Annotated in this window: 15 protein-coding genes; 5 read left to right on the forward strand and 10 right to left on the reverse strand. The window is 33.9% G+C overall.

The features are described from left to right. Positions 1–85: 85 nt before the first annotated feature. Positions 86–964, forward strand: coding sequence for an IS982 family transposase (locus CSW08_RS09180; RefSeq protein WP_106658080.1), 879 nt, complete (start codon positions 86–88; stop codon positions 962–964). A gap of 1,104 nt (positions 965–2,068) precedes the next feature. Here CSW08_RS09180 and CSW08_RS09185 read toward each other — a convergent pair. The 10 genes from CSW08_RS09185 to CSW08_RS09235 all read right to left on the reverse strand — a co-directional run bounded on the left by CSW08_RS09185 (position 2,069) and on the right by CSW08_RS09235 (position 18,524). Continuing rightward, complete coding sequence (locus CSW08_RS09185) at positions 2,069–5,887, reverse strand: T9SS type B sorting domain-containing protein (RefSeq protein WP_106659596.1); 3,819 nt, start codon at positions 5,885–5,887, stop codon at positions 2,069–2,071. Positions 5,888–6,368: 481 nt separating this feature from the next. Next, positions 6,369–6,926 (reverse strand): hypothetical protein, encoded by a 558-nt coding sequence (locus tag CSW08_RS09190; RefSeq protein ID WP_157831451.1) that lies wholly within the window; start codon positions 6,924–6,926, stop codon positions 6,369–6,371. A gap of 258 nt (positions 6,927–7,184) precedes the next feature. Then, positions 7,185–7,697 carry a hypothetical protein gene (locus CSW08_RS09195; RefSeq protein ID WP_157831452.1) on the reverse strand — a complete coding sequence of 171 codons (513 nt, stop codon included), beginning with the start codon at positions 7,695–7,697 and terminating at the stop codon, positions 7,185–7,187. A 68-nt stretch (positions 7,698–7,765) separates the two neighbouring features. Beyond that, positions 7,766–8,422, reverse strand: a complete 657-nt coding sequence (locus CSW08_RS09200) for a hypothetical protein (RefSeq protein ID WP_106659599.1) — start codon at positions 8,420–8,422, stop codon at positions 7,766–7,768. A 24-nt stretch (positions 8,423–8,446) separates the two neighbouring features. After that, entirely contained in the window at positions 8,447–8,638 is a 192-nt protein-coding gene (locus CSW08_RS09205) for a hypothetical protein (protein ID WP_106659600.1), read from the reverse strand. 305 nt (positions 8,639–8,943) lie between these two features. Next, positions 8,944–9,336, reverse strand: a complete 393-nt coding sequence (locus CSW08_RS09210; RefSeq protein ID WP_106659601.1) for a hypothetical protein — start codon at positions 9,334–9,336, stop codon at positions 8,944–8,946. Positions 9,337–9,355: 19 nt separating this feature from the next. Then, the gene (locus CSW08_RS09215) at positions 9,356–15,328 is read right to left on the reverse strand and encodes an RHS repeat-associated core domain-containing protein (protein ID WP_106659602.1); all 5,973 of its coding nucleotides are present in this window, start codon (positions 15,326–15,328) and stop codon (positions 9,356–9,358) included. A gap of 11 nt (positions 15,329–15,339) precedes the next feature. After that, entirely contained in the window at positions 15,340–15,792 is a 453-nt protein-coding gene (locus CSW08_RS09220) for a T9SS type A sorting domain-containing protein (RefSeq protein ID WP_106659603.1), read from the reverse strand. A 1,218-nt stretch (positions 15,793–17,010) separates the two neighbouring features. Beyond that, positions 17,011–17,361, reverse strand: coding sequence for a hypothetical protein (locus CSW08_RS09230; protein ID WP_106659605.1), 351 nt, complete (start codon positions 17,359–17,361; stop codon positions 17,011–17,013). Next, positions 17,358–18,524, reverse strand: a complete 1,167-nt coding sequence (locus CSW08_RS09235; protein ID WP_106659606.1) for a HEPN domain-containing protein — start codon at positions 18,522–18,524, stop codon at positions 17,358–17,360. The genes CSW08_RS09230 and CSW08_RS09235 overlap by 4 nt, the downstream gene beginning before the upstream one ends. A gap of 147 nt (positions 18,525–18,671) precedes the next feature. Between CSW08_RS09235 and CSW08_RS09240 the strand changes: the two genes are divergently transcribed. From CSW08_RS09240 to CSW08_RS09255, 4 genes are all read left to right on the forward strand, one after another. After that, positions 18,672–18,890: a helix-turn-helix domain-containing protein gene (locus tag CSW08_RS09240; protein ID WP_106659607.1), complete on the forward strand. Its 219-nt coding sequence runs from the start codon at positions 18,672–18,674 to the stop codon at positions 18,888–18,890. Positions 18,891–18,988: 98 nt separating this feature from the next. Further along, on the forward strand, positions 18,989–19,819 hold the full coding sequence (locus tag CSW08_RS09245; protein WP_106659608.1) for a Hachiman antiphage defense system protein HamA: 831 nt from the start codon (positions 18,989–18,991) through the stop codon (positions 19,817–19,819). Beyond that, positions 19,816–23,172 carry a DEAD/DEAH box helicase gene (locus tag CSW08_RS09250; protein WP_106659609.1) on the forward strand — a complete coding sequence of 1,119 codons (3,357 nt, stop codon included), beginning with the start codon at positions 19,816–19,818 and terminating at the stop codon, positions 23,170–23,172. Before CSW08_RS09245 ends, CSW08_RS09250 begins: the two co-directional genes overlap by 4 nt. Positions 23,173–23,318: 146 nt before the next feature. Next, the gene (locus CSW08_RS09255; RefSeq protein WP_157831453.1) at positions 23,319–23,810 is read left to right on the forward strand and encodes a hypothetical protein; all 492 of its coding nucleotides are present in this window, start codon (positions 23,319–23,321) and stop codon (positions 23,808–23,810) included. Positions 23,811–23,866: the final 56 nt, after the last annotated feature.

Below are 23,866 nucleotides of genomic sequence, written 5' to 3' on the forward strand. Positions count from 1 at the left end.
ACCCGTTGTGCATTATGATTTAAAAGAAAAAAGTTGTCCATATTACTGATAATCAGTAAATTGTTTTAGCGATAAAACATTAATTATGAACAACTTAAATGCAAATTACGAAAGAATATTGGAAGTATTACAAAAAATATCAAAAGAACAACTTTTGGACTATCAAAGACGTCGACCGAAGCTGAGTGATTTGGAACTGATTTGTTTAAGCTTAACAGCTGAATTTATGGGAATAGATAGTGAGAATGATTTATTTAGAAAGCTCCCTGTCATTATTGCCTCAAAAATAGACAGGAGCGTCTACAATCGAAGAAGACGGAAATTAGTAGGTTACATGGATGATATCCGATTAAGATTAGCCTCTCATTTTAATGAATTTGAAGATTATTTTATAGTGGACAGTATGCCTTTAGAGGTTTGTAAATTATCACGAAGTTCCCGTTCGAGAGTCTGTAAAGAGGATGCCTATGCTTTTCCTGACAAAGGCTATTGTGCCTCCCAAGGTTCCAATTATTATGGTTATAAGCTGCACGCCGTCTGTTCTATTAAAGGTGTTTTTCAAAGTGTCGATTTGAGCCCTGCATCGGTACACGATGTCAATTACCTTAAGGACATTAAAGCACAAATGGGCGATTGCACTTTAATTGGAGATAGAGGGTATCTATCAGCAGAAATACAGCTCAATTTGTTTGAAACCTGTAACATAAAGCTAAATACACCTATGAGAAGCAATCAAAAAGATTATAAAAAACAACCTTACATTTTCAGAAAAAAGAGAAAAAGAATAGAGACATTGTTCTCACAATTATGTGACCAATTTATGATAAGACGTAATTATGCCAAGTCTTTTCGAGGATTTAAGACTAGGATCCTATCTAAAATAGCGGCCCTTACAACAATTCAATATATCAATAAGTTTATTTTTGATAGAAACATCAACAATATTAAAATTAGCATTATTTAAAATGCACAACGAGTAATTTATATTTATTTTTTATAAAATTTCACCTGTTGAATTCCATCTACTCAGTTTATCTTTTTAAACTCTCTAATATTTTTGCTTAAATCCCTTAATCCCACAGTTTTTGACTTTATCCGACATGATCCATTAGTTGGTTTTATTTGATAATGTCAAATAAAAAGATTGATATGCTTTTATTTCGGGAAGGAAGGATTACTCCCTGCGGTCGTGATCCTGAATAGGGGGTGTTGCTCACCAAAATCCTTTGAGCTACGCTCTGAGTTATTATTTGTTTTCTAAACTTTATGAGCTAGCTCAACGGTTTAAAAACAAAAAATCCCTCCCACAAAGTGGAAAGGATTATGGTGGTCGGGGTGGCAGGATTTTCAATAAATCCATAACCCGTTTATTATCAGCATTATAAACACTTTTAATTTAGTATGGTTCACCGAATTGCACACTAAAGCCAAAAAGAACTATTTAAAAACAAAATTTGTTTGTTTTTGAGTTTGTAAATATACAATTAAACTTAAAAATATTATTTAAATTAGTGTTTTTTGATATCACAAAAACTGAGTTAAAAACAATATTTTTAGCGCAGCTCTTTACTGTAAGTTATTTTTTAAAAGGTCATTGTTATCCCAATTCCTTTTCCGTTCATTATAATTTTAAAATTTAGCGTAAATTCATTGTGTGTTGTTGAAGTCAGAGACGAATTATATAACTCCACAGCTTGTTTCCTTTTTTTATCAGCACTCAAAGAAATTGGAATTCCAACGGCGATCTCTTCCGTAAGCCAACCACTTGGGTCTGTACACTTGGACGGGAGTCGGAGACATTAGTACAGCAATCTCTAGTTTTAATAACGCTTTCCTTTTAAGGAACTCTTCGTAGAGTGGGGTGATACTAGCATTGGACAAAGCATTAAAAATAATCAAAGCCAATAAAAACTATAAAAAGGTCTTCTTATAGTTTTCGGGATTAACTCTGGGCTACGTATTTCGGACATTTTAAAACTTAATCATAAAGATTTAAAATGTGATTCGATTCTTTGGTGGAGTCAAAAAACCAACAAGAAAATAATAAAGAGGAGAAGAATCGAAAAAATCACCTTTTTAATGAAAAATGCCCCTTAATAACCCTACCGCCTTCCAGTTGTATGGAATACCAATAATCTGTTGCAGGCATCTGTTGTCCATTAAATTTTCCATCCCAGCCTTGGGTTAACGGACTGATTTGTTTAACTAATTTTCCATATCGGTCAAAAATGTAGATTATTGTTTTGGCATTGAAGGAAGCATTTATGCCTTTAATGTTCCAATAGTCGTTATATCCGTCTTCGTTTGGAGTGAAAAAATTCGGTATTCCCAGCACTGCCACTTCTTTGGGAACCACGCCACAGCCATTCAAATCTTTTACATAAACCGTGTGGATTCCTGCCGAAACATTGGTAAAAACACTTTCTTTCTGATAAGTTCCAAATTCACTATCCAAACTATAAACATAATCCCCATTTCCAGTTACGCTAATTGAAATACTGTTGGATTCTGCCAAGTCCACTATAGTCACATCCGTGATTTTGGCACTATCTGAAGCCGTAACCGTAATGGTTCTCGTACTGGAACATCCTTGATTGTTGGTTACTTCAACCGTATAAAGTCCCGCGGTGTTTACCGTTAAAGTGTAGTTCGTTTCTCCTGCAATTGGATTTCCATTAAAAGACCATAAGTAACTATAATTTGCTGTTGGTGAACCATCCAAAAGCCCTGCATCCAATACTTTGGTAAAAGTGGGCAAGTTGCTGCAGACCAATTCATCGCCAGTTAAAACAATTTTGGGCACTGGATTTACAACAAACGGAAGAACCACCATTGCATTACAAGTTGTGTTTATTGGATTAACAACTTCAACTTTCACGTTTTGGGTTGCGGTAACAAACGGATTAGGTAAAGGACTGGGAAGCAGATTATTATTTCCGTCAAAATATTTGACCAACATTCCGGTTTGTGTTCCTAAAATAGTTTTTTCGAATGTTGATGTGTCAAACGCATACTTTCCGTCTTGGTTTAAAGGATTTGGTTCGTCGTCACACACGGTCGTTAAAGCTGCCGAAACAGCGAAAGCTTCCGGCAAGTCATCCACGACAAATGCAATAGTTGTAGTATAAGAACAAGCTTCTGGCGTATTATTGGTCACAACCGCTGTGAGGCTTTGTGAAGCAGTCACAAAAGGATTGGGTAACGGACTTGAAAGCGCGTTGTTATTTTGGTCAAAATAAGTCACGATGACATTGGTCAATCCATTCAATAAATGGGTTTGGATTTCTGAGGTATCAAAGCCAAATTTTCCATCCTGATTGTCGTCACAATGATTTATTGTTATCGGTTGAACAATAGGTATTTTTTCGACATTCAGCGTGATGTGGCTTCCCAGTCCCAAGCAATCGTTGTTCAATCTGCTGTCCACCCGAATGTAGATATTTTGGGTATTAGGATAACCAATGTTTCTGTAATTCGAAATATCAGTAATGGCATTTTTTTCGGCAAGGGCATCATTCAAATTGCGATAATACGTGATGTCCAACTGCTGTCCTGCCGGGAATATGTCTTGGATTTGATTCGTCACGGCACTAAAATCAAAAGAGGCAATACCGTCCGTATTTGTGCCTAATATGGCATCGTCACATGCGGTAAATGACCTTGTGTAAGTCTGGGGAATTTGCGTGGTGGAAACAGTCAAATTGAGTTGTGCGATCCTAAAACATCCATTGCCGTTGGTGACTCTTGCATATGCCTCATCGTTGCTCACGGTTTGATTCGTGTAAGTGGTGGTATTTACAATGGGATTGCTGTTGTTTTGCGCCTCAGTTAGGGTTTTAAAAAAAGTAATGGTTTCGGTAGCAGCGTTTGTCGTTATTTTGTTTATGGCTTCTTCCAAATTAAATGCGCTAAAACCGTCAATATCATCGTCGCATTGTTGCAAATCAACAACATTCGTGATGACGGGCAAAGCCAAAACTTCGATTGGAAAGGAGGTCGTGGCAAAACAAGACGCATTGTCCTTTTTTTCCATTTTTACATAAATGGTTTCCGAAGGATTCGTGTTTTGATAAACCGTTGGCGTTGCAATAATTTGGGTTAACGCTTCATCTTTATAGTAAGAAAGTAAAAACTGGCTTGCCGATTGACCGTTTAAAATAGTTGTGGCTCTTTGGGTCAAATCAAAAGCCATGCGACCATCAGTATCCGTTCCCACACTGGTATTATCGCAACTGCTTATTTTTGGAACAATAGTATTTGGTTTTGGCGAATCGAAAACATTAATTACAAAATTAGTACTGCTTTTGCATTCGGAATTCGCATTATTACTTACTTCTGCAATAATGGTTTGAGATTGATAATCCGTTGTATTTATATAATTATTGGGAGATGCAATGGCAACATTATTGGCATATGCCGTTGCATTGGCAAAATATTTTATCGTGTATAAATTTGGATCTTGACCGTTGAGAATTACTGTGTTTTGAGTTGTCAAATCAAAATTGTACAAACCGTCATTATTGGTGTCGCAAACCAAGATATCTTGAGGTTTTGTAGCGGTGGGAACTTCTGAAATAATAATATCTCTGGTTTTTACACCAGTGCCACTTGCTCCGGTTGCCGTTACCGAAACGGTATAAGTTCCTGCATTTGCATAAGTATGTGTAGGACTTATATTTGTTGATGTGTTGCCGTCTCCGAAATTCCAATTTGCCGACGTGATGTTTTGTGTAGCTGTTAAAGTAAATTGGGTACTTTGATTGGAGCAAGAATTAGTTAACTGAATTTCTGGATTAAAGAAAAAGGAACTTACAAAAGGAGGCAAACCCATATTACACATTCGACCAGCTAAATCGACTGCATCCATTTGGAGATCACATCCAGCACCTATGGTATTTGGATTATTAATAACTCCTAATTTCAGTTTTCCATATTCAGCTATATAAATCTTGCCATTGGGACCGAGTTGGAGTGCGCAAGGAAATATACTTGGAATTAAAGTCGTAAATGCTGAACCAACAATATTACTTGATGTCAAATCATATTGTATTACTTTATAAGGTGAAGGATTGGTTACCGAAAGATATAAAACAGCACTATTTGTCGAAAATTCAACACCATACATACCATCCCCCGTTCTTAATACTAAAGGGTTCGAAACCAAACCTGTGGCATTATCAAAATCTAATAATTCAAAGTTTTGTAAAGCGTGACAAATCGCTAATTTTGACCCATCAGGGGATATTTTCATGTAACCCCAAACATTTTCGGCTGAACCACCCACAAATAGACCTACGTTGGATGGTACAGGACTTGCACTTAATCCTGAAGAAGACAACAGGTAACTATAAAAAGTATTACTATTCCAACCGTGGGTAACTACCCAAAAATCAACCCCGTTTTTGTGCTTTACTATTGATAACTTTTCATCAGAAGGAGTATAGATTAATACATTTTTATCGGAGGTAACAGCTCCAAGACCGCCATCTAAATTAATATCAACAATAGAATATCTAAAACCATTGGGATGCACTTCATAGTCTAGTGTGAAAACATAAAATAAATTGGAAGAGCCAGGTTTAGGAACTATGGTTGCCGATTGGGTACTGGAACTATGCCCCATTAAACCTGTACCATTTGGCATCACTTGATGGTTCTTGTTCCAAATAGTTAATCCATCCGTATAAAACAACAAATCTCCATTGCTATTTGACAAACTGGCACAGCCTTCATTTGTTTTTAATTTTCCGTCACTTAATGGTGTTACTGAGCCATCTGGATGAAATTTAAGCCCTGCATGGTCCCCAAAATACCAATTACTCGCTTCTTGTTGCGAGAAAGCAAGTGTACTGCATAAAGCAATCAAAAAAAATAGGATAAGTTTCATAAATTTATGGGGATTCAAAAAATAGTCATGGCCATTCCACCGTCAAGATAAATTGTAAATTTACGTCAGGTAAAGAATAAGTTTTAGTATTGAGTTTAGAAACCAGATAATCAGCAAATGAAAAGTGCTTACTCTAGCTGGCGTATCTGGCGAGTTGTTAGGGGTCACAGCCCAACAAACCAAGGCAAAAGACACTGATAATTATAACATTTTTCATTTATTGTTTTTTATATTTATTTTAACCCGTTGAGTGAAATTATCAAAAACGTCAGTTCGCTTTCTATGACACTACAAAATCTTTTTAATAAATAGTTTCATTTTATTTTCAACTGAAACAAGCGTGAAATCGGAGACATTCGTACAATTTCTAGTTTTAATAGCATTTCTCTTTTAAGGAACTCTTTGTAGAGTAGGATATTGCCATCTTTGACCCCAAATCTAATAACATCAAATTTTTCAGCGAGATCCCTCAAATTTTATTTTAGTTCAAAGGCACTTTATTAGTACTTATTTGTCCTCTAAAAATTGTATAGTTTTCTTTACGCATTTTAGAAAGAATCTTCTTTTTCTTGATATTTAAAGAACCTGATTGATAAAAATTTAAACTAATACTTAAATCACTATTTAAAAGCATTACCATTCCTACCCCTATTTCTTCTGCTACTGAAAGATAGTCATTTAAACAAAAACTAATAGTTTCACTTGTATTGCTTTTAATAAAAAAAACATCATACTTTTTTATATTATTGTTTCGTTTTGGTAAATTTTCAAATTTAACATCCGCTATTCTTATTGCAACGGAGTCATCTTTAAATATATTAACTTTTGTATAAGAACCAGAAGAAAAGTCTGGAGCCTTGTTTTTAAAAGTAAAGTTTTTATTAATCACATAATTTTCATTTGTTTTATTGCTCAAAACGATTTCTAAAATTATTTTTTTATTTTCATCCAACTTTGCATTTAAAATCTTGTATTCAATATTTTGAGCATAACCCATACTAAAAACAAACAGTGCAATTGATAAGAATTTCAGTTTCATATATATTATTTTTTAAGTAAGTTTTGATAATAATTTATACTTGCTTGAGCATTTGGGTCCCCGCTAGCGCGGATTTGTAATCCGTGCCTACCACTATTATCAAAACAAATTAAGCACTAAAACCTCCAATTCATAATCTAAATTTAACAGCAAATATAAACAAGTGTATCACTTGTAAATGCATTTTCTTTGAGGGCACGGACTACAAGTCCGCGCTATCAACCTTTGAACATATCCGAGCTATCGGGTCTGTATAACTTAAAAACCTTTAATTTCATCAAAAAAAGAACATAATAGACTATTATGAGGCGTCTCTGAAAAAACAAATATTAAGCTATTTTCTTTTTCTAGAAAAATAAATTTTGTTAAAACTTTTAGTTTGAAATTAGTTCTTTTTGATTCTTCAACAATTCTTTTAGCATTTTTTAAATCAAAACTAGAATTAAAAGTAATTTCAATAATTCCCAATTGTAAAGAGTTTTCTGAATACTTTACTTGAAAATTACATCTTTTTAAAGAACAGAACTGACTAAAAGCATTAGTATTAAAATCATTATTAAGAAATTCTAAATTCAGTTTAGAAGTAGTCTCATTATCAACAATATCATATGAATTTAATTTACTTAAATATTTTGTTGTAAAATCGTTTAATATTTCTTTTGTATAATTTGATGGGACATCACATTGGTAATTAATACTATTAATAATCATTTGACTATTAGCATAATTAACTGTAAATAAAAGAAATAAAAAAATAATTATTATTTTCAAAGTATAAATGTTTTATGGGTTATATAGTCCGCGCTATTCAACCTTTGAATATATCCGAGCTATCGGGGTCATACGTTTTTAAAAGTCAATATTCCAATTAGCATAAAACCACTTATAAAAACCAACAAATAGAGAAACTTATCTATATCCTTTAAGGATTTGCCTTCTTTCAATATCAGCTTACTGAAGTCTTTTGAAATTAATGAAAGTATTGAGATAAGAAAGAGTGTTGCAAGTGCGATTGTCGCTCCATTACCCAATGGCATAACTTTCTTGTCAGAGGCAGAAAAATTAATAAAGTCTGAGAGTAACAATAAGTTCAATAAGACAATTACTCCAATTGCAACGGATTTCTTTATTGGAAAACCTCCTGCCTGTTGTTGTTTGATGACCAATGTGTCATTATCAGAAATTTTGCCGTCAATATTCTCAAAGAAACCTGTCTGCTTTATTTGATTTACTAAAGTTGAAGGGTCTTTAAATGTCCAGAAAATAACTTTCCTATTGTAATTTGCAATTCTGTGATTTATTTTTATTCCTTGTCCCAGTAGGGGGATCTGTGTGTAGGTTTCAATTGAAATAATGTCCTTTGGTTGGAAGACAAGATTTCCAGCAATTGAAGCATTCAATTCCAATTTATCCTTACTTACTTTCAATGTCGCAAAGGGCCAAGTTGCATTTGCCATTCCTATTCTTGCTCCGCCAGTAATTTCTAATTTATCCATATTTACGTTGTCTTTTACTATGCCCTATAACGTTATTGTAATTTCGAGTGTTCCGTTATTGTACATCTTCCAATTGAAGCCTTTTTGTGGAGATGATGCATTCCAAAAGTATGCACCATTAGAATAATCTGTACCACTTAAAGCCATTATTGCCCCTGAAATTCTATTGGCATACTGGTTGTTTGGGTTAAGAATATCAGTCCAAGAGCTATTCATAATCGAATTATATATTTTACCACCTATGGCATCGTATTGATCAGCACCGCCAATTTTATTAACGAAGCCATCAGATAGTGTTTCATTTTATAATTTAATCTATTCATCATCACACTTCCAATGATATAAACCCCATATTTAATTTCAACAACTAGGCTATCATTATTAAAAACAATTCTTTAGTCATCTGAAGCGTCTCTTGGGGAATCATAATATTGTACAAATTTTAGTTTTAATAACGTTTATTTTTTAAGGAACTCTTTGTTGAGTGGGTTTTATCGTTTTTACTTAACCAATATAAATGTTTAATTTGACAAAAGTAATGAGATTTTGCTCCCATATTTTTCAACAAATATAGTATCGCTATTTCTGTTCTTACTAATTGTGAATGGTGGTTTAATATCAGAAATTTTAGGATAATATTTTTCACTATTAGGTCTCCAAATTGCTTTGTCTTCTGCCAATCCATCATCCGAACCCAAGACATAGGCAGCACCTTGTATGAAATATTTATTGTTTAGAATATAAATGCCTCTTTCATTATATGCCTCTTCTACATGAATATTAATAATGCTTTCTTTCTTTATTTCAATTAATTGTGATTGAAATTTCAAATCTTTAGACCCTAGATAAATTGATATTAATAACCCCAAAAACATCATAATAATAACTAAATAATAATTTTTCCAACGTATCATTTTATTTATTTTTTTAAATTTATCTTCTAAATGGAGTTTGGTCTTCTTCTAGCAACGCTCCTTTATTAATATTTCCAGAGAGCCCAAAGGCACTAAAACCTATTCCTAAAGATATTCCTTTACCATATACAAAATTTCCATCAGGGAATGTAGAATATGATACTGTAATACCTGCGTGTCCTAAAGCTTTCATACCAAAATTAGCTTCAATTCTATTCCCATAAAAAACATCTTTTGTTACAGTACTACCAGAATAATATAAAGCAACTGCTTCTACTGCTCCTGAAAATTCTACACCTCCTAAGCCTATGCCAAAATCATCAGCGCTATAAAATCCTTTATCTTTACCCCTTAAAATTACAATTACTCCTTTTTCATAACCCTCTCCTAAAAAAACAGACACATCCTGAGTAAATGCGAAATATAACGCATCCGGGTGAATTAAATGTCGTAAAAATGCCAGCGGATCTGGACCCTCTTTTTTACTATCCCTTATCTGATTCATCCCGTAATTCAACCCATTATTATACTCATCCCGATTTTGATTAACATAGCTATTATACATCTGGGAAGTTATTCCCGCTCCTCCCAGGTTCGCCCATTGCTGGTTGGTCAGCCCATCTGCGCCAGCGGCTAACTGCTGTCCATACCATTGAGCATACCCTTGGCCATAATCTCTTTTTATTCGCTCTTCTTCGTCCCTTTGTGCTTTCTCTGCTTCCGTAAGCCAACCACTTGGGTCTGTGTACTTCAATGGGTTGTTCAATACATAGCCATACCTATTATAGTTCTGGGTATTACCAGGATCCTGCACATAATTATCCGTTTGCAGGAAACGATGCAACTTAGGGTCGTACAAACGCCCGTTCATGTGTATGAGTCCTACGCTTTGTAAATGTTCGTGGCCTGTGTAGCCTCTATCAAAAGCCCCCCAACCCCCAAAGGGGGCGCCACTGGCGCTGTAATAATTTATCAAAGAACCCCAGGCATCAAAAAGGCGTTTTTCTACAACTGCTCCTGCGGCATCCGTTATTGCCAGGATACTGCCTTGGTAATCCCTGTGTAAATATAAATAATTTTGGGTAGTGCCGTCGCTTTTTATTATAACAGGTGCACTGTAACCATTTCCTCCTATATAGGTGACAAATTCTACGGCACCTGTTAATATATTGTGCTTAATTTCCATACTGCCATCGGCACTGTAGTGTTTACGGTATTGGCGTTGTAGTTTATTGGTTTGCAAGCCGCCGTAAAACATGGTACTTCGGCTATTGTTATCATTGTAGGTAAAACCTATTTTATCCTTTCCTACTTCCTCTATTTGGTAGGGACTTTTAAAGGCGTTGTAGCTTATGTTTTGTGTTGGGTAAGCTTGATAATGCGTTAAAGCCCCTGGAGTTGCCGTTATCGAGGTATTTTGGTACGCCTTAGCGGTATTGGTGTAATTGTAAGTGCCCAAATCATTTTGGGTTATCCTGCCACGGCCATCATAAGCTTGGGTCACCACACTTCCGGAACCATCTTTATAACTAGTCAGGCGATCCAAGGCATCGTAGGTAAAAGGTTCGTTCCAATTAAACAGACTGTTGTAACGAAAGGTCAGGTTTCCTTTTTGTGCGTCAAACGCAGTGCCAAGTATCATTATATTCACACCTGTACTAGTTTTGTCGTGTTTGAACGAGGTTAAAAAACCATATGTATCATAACTATTGGTTATGGCAATGCCATTGCCTAAATTGGCCGTTAGCAACTGCCCACGAGCATTAATAGTATTGGTTTGCCATAACACTTGTTGTGTCGTATTATCTTTTAACTGCCAATGCGAACCATTTTTATAAGTATGGAGGATGGTTTTACTACTTGTTTTTCCAACTGCACTGGCTATAGAAGTTTCAGTATTCACTCTGCCAAAAGCATCATAAGTGAATTGTTTGGTAAAAGTGGCATAAGGTGTGGTTTCAACAGAACTGGCCAGTCTTTTACTGCTATCATAAGTATAGTTTGTTGTTGTAGTCGCATTACTTTCTAAGGCATCCAAAAAAGTACTGGACGTTAGTAATTTAGTGGTGCTGTTATACACATAGGTCGTCGTGCTATTGGTATTGGTTCCAGTAATTTTTTTTTGGGTTAGCTTCCCTATGGCATTCAAAGTATACGTTGTGGTGCCATTGGGCGAGGTTTCCGTTAAAACTTCCCCAAAATCATTGTAGGTATACGTATAGGTTCCTGCCGATGGGTCCGTTAGTTTGGTTTTCCTGCCCCAACCGTCCTGCTCAATGGTTGTGGTTACGCCATCATAATTTGATGATTTGAGATTACCATTGGCAAAATAGGTATAAGTAATAGTTCCTCCCGGAGTATCGGTTAGGCTTACCACATTCCCTATGGCATTTTTGGTTGTAATTTTGGTTTTAGTACCGTCATTTACCGTAGTGGTCAATCCGGAATAACTGATATTAGTGGTTTTACCGGTAAAGCTGATATTTTGGGTTGGCCTTCCATAGACATCGTATTTGGTTTCATTCCACTGGCTAGGGCTACCTCCAGAATATGGTTCGCTTACTTTTATATTGCGACCATAAATATCGTATAAATAAGATACACTGGAGATATTCCCATTGAGATCTTTAACACTAGCCGTTAGTTTTCGTCCCAGATCATCATAGAGTTCTTCGCTATAGCTGCCGTCATCTCCGGTTACTGTTGTTTTTGATTTCTCATTACTTCTGGTATAGCTGTACGTATTGCTTTTACCTAAATAATCGGTAGTTTTTGTTTTTTTTCCCCAGGTATCATACGCATAACTCGTTTTGATAGCATTGTTCCAGGAATTCAATTCGGTTTGCTTATTTTTGAAACTTAAAGTTCCATTCATTAAGTTGTATTCATATGCTGTTTTAAACCCTTCTACATCTGTGCTTTCGGTCAGGAAACGCCCGTAATAGGGCATCATTGTTTCGTATTTATAATATGTGGTTCTTGGGTTTGATCCAGCAGTGATGGTTTTTTGGATAATGTTTCCAAGGCCATCATATATATTGTCTTCAGTGATATAATTGGTATTATGTCCTTTCTTTTTGATTTGAGTCAACAAATTATTGGTATAGGTATATAATTCCTCGCTGGTCATCGTGTCACCAAACGCCGTAACGCTTGTGGTTTTACTTATAGGCCGCCCAATATAATAAGTGGTTCCTGAGGGTTGGTTATTATAACCCACATTGTTTACCGTAGTTTGCTGGGTAGTTCCTCCGTTTTTTAGATAGGTTGTAGATGCCGTGGGGTTATTATAACTATCATAAGTTGTAGTGGTTTCACTACTGGTATTGTCTAAACCATTATACTGCTTCGCCATGGTGTTTTTGAGTTTGAAAACCTTATTCGCCAACAATTGGCTTTCATACGTCAGCACCGATTTTGTTATAAAAGTAGTGGGTGTATTGGAGGAAGGGGATGCGTATCCCAATGCCGTATAGTTTTCAATATTTGCCCCTCTCAAATTGATGTCGTTTTTAGCTACGCTGGAAATAATGGGGTTGCTGTCATCATGCCAATTGGTACGCATGGTAGCCCGAAAACCAAGAAAACCTAATCCTTGCACATTGGAAACGGCACCGTAATAGCTAAACAATTGTTTTTTATAATCGGCGGCACTTTGTTTTTCGAGCTTGGTTACTACGTGAACTGATGAGGCTGACTGGATATCTGTATTGGGATAATTTTCGGTAGAGCCGCTAGGACTGTATATTGTATTGTTGTTCTCGTTAGAATCGGTATTCAACGGTTTGTACGTAATCGATTCTTTTACACCGTTGCCTGTGGTAATCGATTTGAGTAATTGCTCTTTAGTATTGTCCTTATTGGAATTAAAATAGAAAATTTTATTATTACCCAAAAAGGCAATTTCCAAGGCTGGATTATAGGGTTTGTCTTTGCTTGTAATTCCCTTACCAGTAGGCAAATAAATAGGTAATGAATTGAGATTAATATCAGCCACATAAGGACTACTAGCTGTAATATAGTAAGCGCCATTAAAAATTCCATTTATGTTTTTATAGGATGTAATTGTTAAGCTCCCTGCCGTGTTGCCTGTATTTCGGTTGCTTTTTATTTCAATTAAATCCGATTTTCCGTCTTTGTCATAATCGGATGCCATATAACTATACGTATTTGTGGAGTTATTCTGCCTATAATCTAATCCATGATAGATTTCTGTTTTTATAAAACCGGTTCCTGTTGAAGTGTATTTATACCAATTATTAGATCCATATCCACTAGGAATAATAAAATCGGTCTTAGCATCTCCATTATAATCTCCTAATAGAATTGTTTTACTGCTATCTATCGAGATGTTTGTATCTGAATAATTCCATAATAAAACCAATTGATTGGCATCATTCAGGGTATAACTAGTTACCTTCCCGTTTTCAAACACCATAAAATCTGATTTTCCGTCTCCATTCACATCGGCTACTTCTACTTTTGAAGAGGCAGTTATTACAGCTGATAATTCCCCCGAATAGGTTAAAAAATTAGCAGTATTGTCTCTTTTTAAATCTACAAAATAGACTTTTTTAGAGCTGCATGTATTATCAATAGCAATCACATCAGTAAGTCCATCACCATTAAAATCTCCTGAAAGAATGTTTTTTGGAATAATTTTATTAGCGTAACAGCTGCTCCCGGATGGCTGAATTGGAAAATTTACCATTCTATTATATTGTTCAAGTACAGTATATACCGGATCAGCTGAATAAATGGTGAAAGTATAATTGGTATCTGTTTTTTTAGCGACAGTCCATCCTTGTTTAGGCATCAATTTGTTATCCGAACTCAACAAGGTAATAGGGAAAATTGATTCAAAGGCACCTACATTATGTTCGTAACCTATGTTTGAATTACTATTTGAGAACAACCAATATTTTGCTTTACTGCTCGTTCCTGTAGTAGGATAGAGTATAAACTCCATTTTTTCATCCCCAGAAAAATCCCCGGAAATAGTTCCGGTATTTAATGACGTAATATTTCCAACATTTAAGTTTGCTGTAATAGTAGTATAAGACATGGAATCAGGTGTGTCTTCATAAGCAAAAACTGTGGGATTATAGCTGATAGAACTGCCCCCTGCTTTTTCGGTTACACTTATTAATCGTTCGTAACCTAAAGGATTGCTGTTATATGCCAATTGATAAGTCCTGTAAAGCGGACCCAGACTGTATATCTGAATTTGATCAAGTATTTTATCATTAATAAAACTCTGGCCTCCTATATAGTACTGCTCTGGTCTTAGACGCGTTTTATAAATAAACTTTGCGAAATTTATGGACGGAGTTGTATTTTGGGATCCATAGCCTATAGTAGCTATATTGAGAACATTATTGGTCAATAAATAGGTGTAATTTACTCTCAATCCCTGTGGGTTTTCCCAATAGGTTACCCCATATTCCATTATACTTATCGAATCTGTTGAATTACCATAATAGGCTTTAGAGCCATCAGGGTATTCTACTAAAAAGTATGCAGGCCCATAAGCAGCTCCGCTGGGATGTACACCATAAGAGGTAATTTTTATATTTGAAAAATTTTCCGTTTCATATATGGCCCCATTTGCTCCATAAGTTCCAGTTTTAACCATCAATCGTTGTCCGTCTAAAGCAAAGCGATCTAAATTGTCAAAATCAACCGGATCTATGGTTCCATCATGGTATTTTGTTGAGGCTATTCGGGTAATTTTAGAAACTCCACCAATGTTCCAGCCATATCCTGCCATTCCATTGCCTCCCTGGCTATTGTAAGTTAAACTTATCTGAGGGGTAACCCCATTAATCCCGGGGGGAACCACAATTGGAATAACATAAGTCGCTGCGCCAGAAAGCGAAACCGATAATTGCCCATCTGTAATACCAACTTCTGCTGAAGATCCAGTAGGAGTTTGAGCGTTTGTAAACAAACTGAATCCTAAAAATAAGAATGCAAAGTAAAATTGTTTCATAAATGTGAAATTTATTTTTTAATGATTTTAATCGATTTTTGTTCGCCATTTTTATAAAACAATACCACCGCATACATTCCTATAGGATACGTTTGAAAAGCAATGTTTTGGTTGTTTTTCCTCTCTAGATTAGAGAATGATTGAAGTACTTGCCCATTCAATCCATATACTTGTATTGAGGAAACATCATTGTCCTCAATTAACTCCCATTGAAGATAGAGCTCTTCTTTCACGGGATTTGGATAATAGGAAATAACATCTTCGGAGGAAAATTTTTGCAAATCTTCTTCTTCCAAAGCAGTTATCTCTTTCGTTTTCTCATTAGCTGTTTTGGATGTTGAGCAATTAATGCATAACGATCGTTGTATTTGGTTGCCTGCCAAATCATATTCAAATTTAATTTTGTCTTGAGCCTTAGCCAAAATAGAGCACCCAAGTAGTAGGCATAATATAAACTGTTTCATGTATTTTGTGTAAAAAAATTTGACGAATGTAATAATAAAAAAATTACAAATAGAGTACGATTTGTATCAAATTACTGTACGAAATGTTGTAATCGGTCTGATTAACCCAATAAAGCCACCTTGTTTATTTCATTATTGCTATTATTAATGGAACAAACAATCATTTTAATAATAAAGATTTTTGTGCTTTTTTTACAGATTAAACAGTGATACTGATTTGCCTGTCTTAAGATACCTTCAGAACCTGTCTGTGTGAGAAAATGCAATGACAAGGTTTGGAGGTTCATTGCAAGTGCTTTACAAAACAATATCATATAAAAATGCTCTAAGTCTTTTAAACCAATAGCGTGAAATGGCACTAAAAACCTGATCTCTATCATTAACTGTTCGATACTCAAAAGGCTTTGTTGTTTGTGCCCCCTATCCTGTCATCAATCCTTTTTTTAAAGAAAATAATAGCCCGAGCCAACTGCCCAATCATTAGATCTGATTTTTGAGATGGAGAATCAAAAAAACATTTTCAATCAAAAAAGAATGTGGGATATTTGATGAGTAGAAACAAAATGAGTATTTTTAACCTGAGCCCTATTAAAACAGACAACTGATCAATATACCTGCTTGTTATTTTTTAATTGAACTCAAGTTTATATATTTAGGGGTTAGCTCATTGATCCTGCTCCTGATGAGTCCTATCATCACTATCAAAATTTTGTTGCCATTTCAGTGGACTTATTGCTAACTCCATTCTATCCTGTGGCAACTCAGTACGCACAGCAAGAGGGTAACACGCTGCGCGATGTTACGTTAATACAACTTTCTGTTTTTCAATAACTTAATCATGTATGGGATTATGTTTTTCCGTGAATTTTTAGTAAAAAAGCTTTGTAACCCCCATAAAACCTAGAATCTTTTAGTAAAAAATCACGGAATTCCTAAAATTTGACCCTATTTGGTATCTTTTGATAGTATTGAAACCGAAGGTTAAAGGCTACCGCACTCGCTTTAGGGCGAGCTTGGTTCATTTTTAAAGTGATGGATTCCCCTCGCTCAATCTTGAACTAATACAAAGAATCGTTTTTAGAAAACCAGCCCCTGAATCCATCGCTTTAAAAACGTAAGCCCATACATGCTGCTGAACACTTTACCCCTTGCCGAACATGGGCAGTGCCTTACTCGGTGTCCGTTGGCACTCTTGTGATGATTTTCTCTTGGCTAATTTTAATTATCTGGCTTTTTATCCTTTGAAAGGATTTCGGTGATCTTGTCCAAGCAAAACATCTGGTCATGCGGCAAGAGGTCAATGACCATTTCCAGTACCTTGGTCACACTGGTTATCGGTGTCTTATTGCTATGTTTGGGATAAATGAAAGTACCATTGCCATCAAGGGCGAAATAGCACACTTCCAAGAGTGCCGAAATACTGCTGGTGATGTCCTCATGGTCAAACACCTCAAAACCGATGGTCTTTCTTGTCCTGGTCCCATGGGATTCCGTGCTTAACCCAGGGAAGTTTTCAAAGTGCTTCTTGATTGCCTTTAATTTGTCTTTATGTTTCTTTTTCCCTTTCATTGGCTGTTTGTTTCTGGATATAAAGCTAAATCCCTGATGGTGTCCAATAGTTCCATTTCGTTATGGGGTATCATGTCCAAGATATACCCCAAAACTTCCTTAATGTTATGTTCCGGTTCGGGAATGGAACGTGTTGAACAGTCCTCTGCTTCCATGGCGATGATGCAAACCTTTAAAAGGTTCGATATCATAAAAGAGGTTTCCAAATAGCCTTCCGTAACCATTCCTATATTATAAAGTCCTTTTTTAAAGGGATAAGGCTTTAAGGATGAAAAATCCTTTTCGGACAGTGATTTTATGAAGTTCAATACCTCTGTGTCATTTGGTTGGGAACTTTGATGTTTTGGAACTTTGATTTCCCTTGGTTTTGAAGCTTGAACGATGCAGGCATTCAATTTGCTTTTAAATAATAATGTAGCCAATGATTCCATTGTATTGGCTTTCTCCTTTATTTTATGGATTTGTTCTAGGTTGATATGATAATTGTTCTCATAGCGGGTAGATATATATGCATCATCCAGTAATCTCAAAAGGGATTGCTCCTCCTCTATTTCGGCATTGAAAAGGTTGCCTAATTCTGGTGCAAAAGATTTTATATAGGTTTGGAGCTCCTTAATGCTATGGCTTTTACGTTCCTTGCCCATTGTAAAAAGAGCGGCATACCTAAACCACAGTTCTATATATTGGTGCAGCATATAAGCAGCATGTGAAAGATTATTTTTTTCGATAAAAAATGTAGCACCATCTAAAAAGGCGTCCATTTTATGGCGCTCTCTTTCAAAAACGGATTGAATATTGCTCAAGATTTTTTCTTGTATGTAGTACTCCTGAAAGAAGTCCAATTCAACATCAGTATTATGAAAGACTATTTTATCCCAAGCGCAACCATGAACAAAGAATAAATTTTCTTCTCTTAACTGTTGATGGGCATATTCAGAAGAGAATATTCGGTACAGAAACTCCGTTTCTTCCTGAAATATTTTAGCAACCATAGAAGATAATTCATGTGTTAACGAAGAACAGTTTCCTTCTAATAAAACAATAAATAAGACTTGATTATTTTCAGTAGTTTCTGAAATTGATTTATAAACATATTTTACTTCAAGAAGCATAGTAAGTTTATTTAGAATATTGTGTTCTGATTTGTTTGTTTGAATGTTCATGTATTAACAAATATTTGATTTCTTAACATTTCTTTAGAATATCTAAACAAATCTATATATAATCTATCAAAATTCAAAATAAAACTTTAGAAATTCTACAATTTTCTATATTCAAAGTATATTTATCTATATATATTCGAAATATTTATGACATCATTAGGTTTATATCTTACAAAGAAATCTGTGAATAGAGCAATGGTTTCAAGGCGTACTGGAATAAGTCAGGCTAGACTTTCTCAATTGAGTTCTAATGAATCAACTAAGCTGCGAGCTGATGAACTTTATTTAATTGCTTTGGCTATTGATGTCGATCCGGGTGAATTATTAAAGGAAGTTTATAAAGATCTTGAGTTACCTAAAGAATAAATTCCTACCAAGCTTTTATGGTTTCGGTTGGAATACATTTTTAAGAGTAGTAATTTCAATTTTAGCATTTCTCCGCCAACCCTTCGAACCATAAGAAAATGACTAAACAAATTGATTTAATTGGAAATCATCCAAACGCAGAACATCCTCTTGGAGCTTGGCTAAAAGCGAATGACATTCCTGCTACTGCTACCAAATGCCATAGAGAATTAACTGAAATAAATAATGAAGAAAATGAAGATTTAATTTTATGGATGGCAAATAAATTAATCAGTCATCACTATTCTACTTTTCGACTAGAACAACTCAAGAAAAAATATGGAGAATTAGGTTTTCCAAAATACGCTGAACAAAATAGAAAACTACCAATAGTTGATAAAGTAAAAAAAGGAAATGCAACAGAAATTTTACTTACCGAATACATTCAAAGTACTTTAAATCGAGAATTAATTAAAGTTTTTAAACTTAAGTACAATCCTAATGTTGACCAAGCAATTAAAGGAGATGACACATTAATGGTTGACCTAATAGAACAAGAAGGCGGAGATGATTTAAAAATTTATCTAGGAGAGTCCAAATTTAGAGGCACACCTTCAAAGCAAGTTGTTGATGATGTTTCTTCATCTTTGGAAAAAGAAAAGATGCCTCTTTCCTATTCTTTTTTAGTTGAAGAAATAGCTAAAAATGATAATGAGTTAGCATCAAAACTGGACGATTTTATAGTACAAGATATAAAAGACAAAGGACAATTAATTTACACAGGTTTAATACTAAGCAATGAACATACTTCAAGGTTCGTAGAGAATAATCTTAATAATGATAATCCAGAATTAATCTTAATTTCTATCGGTATTCAAAATCCAGAAAATTTCATAAATCTTGTTTTTGATAAAGCAAATGAACTAATTGCTAATCCATCAGCTTTATGACAATTGACCAAATTCAAGAAAAATTAGATAGAATTGAAAAAGACTCGACTCTTCAAAATCTAATTGCTCAAGCAAATGCTAGATACATTCTTTATAATACTGCCGAAAGTGTAGATAACTATCCCAAATACACTATTAAAGATGACAAGTTAAATCTTCTCGCATTTCATTATCTTAATTTAGGATGTAGGTTTATTGAAAATGAACATTTAAAAAATGGAATATTCCCTTTAGAAAAAGGAGCCTCAATATTAGAAAACATTCACGGATCGCCTGAAGTTAAAACTAATCTAGGCAATTACTATGGTCTTATTTCAGCTTTGTCTTATTACGTTTGTTTTCAATACTCAAAAGCATTCATATTAATTAAGAAAATTGAAAATGATACTGTTATTTCAAAAATCGTTTCATTATTTATTAGCCGAAATTATCAAGAACTTCAGGAGATAATAAATAGTATGATGGTAAATAAAATTTATACTGACGACTATTTATCAGAAAATAATGAGGAGATAGATTCAAGTAAAAACATCTATGAAATAACTATTGCAAAATCTTTAAATAACTTCATTAAATACTTCTACACAGGAGATAAATATCTTTTAGAGTTAGCCAAAATCAATCTTAAAAATTTAAAAATAATTGCAGAGATTAAAAACGAACCTGATGTTTGGTGGGTAGTTAGATTATTGATAATAATAACAGATGGTATTTCAGAAGCTTCTTTATGGGATTCACTTGAAAAATATTTCGACACTAGCGATGAACTAGTTCGCAATTATATCCATGCGTTAACGTATAAAAAATATGGAAGGATTTATGAATTATTCATAACTCAACGCAATTCATTATATAAAGTAATTAGCGAAGAAAATAATGGATGTGTGGTAAGTATACCAACAAGTAGTGGGAAAACAAGAATTGCAGAAATAGCAATATTAGACTCTATTTCGAAAAACAAAGGAAGTAAAGTTTTATATATCGCACCATTTAAGTCATTAGCTTATGAAATTGAAAATTCATTAGACGAAATATTTCATAGTATCGGTATTTCCGTATCACACCTTTATGGTGGTAGCTTATTTAGTAAACTTGACGAGAAAGCCATTGATGAATCTGATGTAATAATAGCTACACCAGAGAAAGCAAAAGCTATGCTTAGAGGTAACAATGAAATTCTAAATCAAATCAAACTTGTTGTTATAGATGAAGGTCATTTACTGGGAGCAAATAAAAGACTAATTGTTAATGAAATTTTTTATGAAGAATTAAGGTATTTTATTAAACAAAATACAGGCAGATTTTTACTGTTATCAGCTGTTCTTCCAAATGCAGAAGATTTAGCAGAATGGTTAACTGACTCAAGCGAAAACGTTTTTAAAGCAAATTGGAGACCTTCGGATGAAAGATTAGGTATACTTCAATGGAATGGTGATTCCGTTGATTTAAACTGGAGAAGTACTGATACAGAAAGGAACTCTTTCAACCCAAAATTTATATTAAGTCAAGAACAGCCCTTAATAGGTAGACAAACTAGAATAAGATATTTTCCTGAGACAAAAAACCAAGCAATAGCAAGCACAGCTTATAAACTTAGAACCTTTGGACCTGTTTTAATTTTTGTTGGACTAAAGGGCTCTGTTTTTACTATAGCAAGAGAATATGATAAATGTCTTACAGACGAAACACCTTTTGTTTTTAAAAATCAAAATGATTGGAATGCATTTGAGCTAGCTTGTCTAGAATCATATGGAGAAGAATCTGAATGGATTTACTTTGCTAGAAAAGGAATATTATGTCATAATGCTGATTTATTATCGGATGTCAGATTACCTCTTGAAAGATTAATGAATAAAGAAAAACCTAGAGTTATAATTGCTACTTCAACTCTAGGTCAAGGTGTTAATTTAGGTGTTTCTACAGTTATATTCTCAACATTATATCAAGCTGGTAATCTAATTACATCTAGAGATTTTTGGAATATAGCAGGAAGAGCTGGAAGAGCATTTGTAGACCACGAAGGGAAAATTTTAGTAGCCTTAGATACAGTTAATAAAAATTCAAAAAAAGTTAATAGGGAAAGGAATCAAATATTCAACTACTTTGACAAATCAAAAATTGACAATGCTCAAAGTGGATGCTTAGAGTTAATTAAATATTTAAAAAGAGAAGCCGAATCGAATGATATTTCTTTCGTGAAATTAATTGAATTATTAGCTGACAATAATATTTCTGAGATTAAAAGTGATTCCGAAGAAACAAATAATTTACTTGATTGGATTGATGATGGGTTATTATCATTACACGACATTAATAGTATTGATAAAAATTACGAATGGACAGATGATTATTTCAGGAACTCTCTAGCTTATATTCAAGCTGAACACTCTGAAGACATTACAGGAGACCAAGTTATTCAGTTTTTAAAGGCAAGAACAAAAGGAATTGTTGCAAAAGTAGGTGAAGACAGAAATAAATGGAAATCAATAATTAAATCAGGAATACCTTTAAATAGTGACTTGCAAATCGAAGACAAATTAGAGTCATTAATTAGTATTATTCAAGAGTATTTATCAAATGAAAACAATATTGATAATAAAATAGAATTACTTAAAAATATTGAAAACGAAATTAATGATATAAATGTTCTTTCTGAAGAGTTTATAGAAAGTGTAAATCAAGATGAAATAAGGGAAAAATGGTTAAAAGCAATTCCTTTATCAGAAATAGCAACTCTTGAGAAAGCAACTAGTATTGTAACAAAATATTATTCATATAGTCTTCCTTGGGTTTTAAATGGAGTCTCAAAAAAATTAAAAAGCAAGGAACTCAACGTAGAATCAGAAACAATTGAGGAATTATCCATTTTAGTTGAACTCGGTTTACCAAATTTAGTGAGTGTCAAGATTTATCAATCTGGAATTAGGTCAAGGTCTTCCGCTAATGAAATCAGTGAATTATACGATTATGAATTATGGGATAAAAGCATTAAATTCTATAAAAATGATTTAATTGAAAACATAGAAATATATAAGGATTTAGTATCTGATGGAGCATCGAAATGGCTTGTATTATTATCTAAATTCTCAAAAAGAGAAATTAGTGTTTTACAACCAATACCAGATTTTACATTTCCAAATAGGCACAAAAAAACTACTCGCTTACTTGCTGAAAAAATTAATGGAGTACAATATTTAACAAGCCCTGATTATAAATTTATTGAAGACATTAGTACTTCTGAAATTGATTTTTCATCTGTAAATAATATTAATGGTGTCTTTTTTGACTATGATGAAAGTGATGGACTTTGGAAAATGAATAATTTAAACCCATATTTAAAATTTGAGGAATGAAGCTGTCACAAGCAGGTTTGCGGAATGTAAAATCAGTAGGTATCTTATAGCTAAACCTAATTTAATTGTATGTATATAAAAGTTAGCAGCAGATTAATATGAATTACAATGATATAAAATCAAGATTAAAAAGAACCTTTGTTTCATTGAATGACAGATTCGATGAAGACATAGACAAGCATATAAATGTAGAACCTTGGGAAAATGGAATGGGAGAATCATGGACTTTTGGTAGTTCCGACCAAGTTTCACTGTATAATAAGGTTATGATTATACTTTATAATCTGGCATCGTTAAAGGATAATCTAAAGAATAGCCTAAAGAAAAATGGGTATTCTCCTCAAATTATAGAAGAAGAGATAAACAATTCTATCTATTTAAAAGTGCTAATTGACATAGTTAATCAAGATAAACATGGAAGCCCATTAAGAAAACCTCGTTCCAATATCAATCCATATATTTCTGATTTAAATCAAGGATTAAGGTTAGGTGATAAAAGAGAAGGATTTGATGGACCTGTAATTCTTATTGATGGATATATAAGAAATATAGATGGTCAAATAATTTTTACATTAGACCAATTAGTAGAAACCTGCTATGAAAAATTTTCAGATTTATCTAATAAATATAATTGTTAAAAAACATGCTGCTAGCCATATTTAATATTCTTAAAAAGGTGATTTAAAATCTAAAC

The organism is Confluentibacter flavum, assembly GCF_002843175.1.
GTDB classification, from domain to species: domain Bacteria; phylum Bacteroidota; class Bacteroidia; order Flavobacteriales; family Flavobacteriaceae; genus Confluentibacter; species Confluentibacter flavum.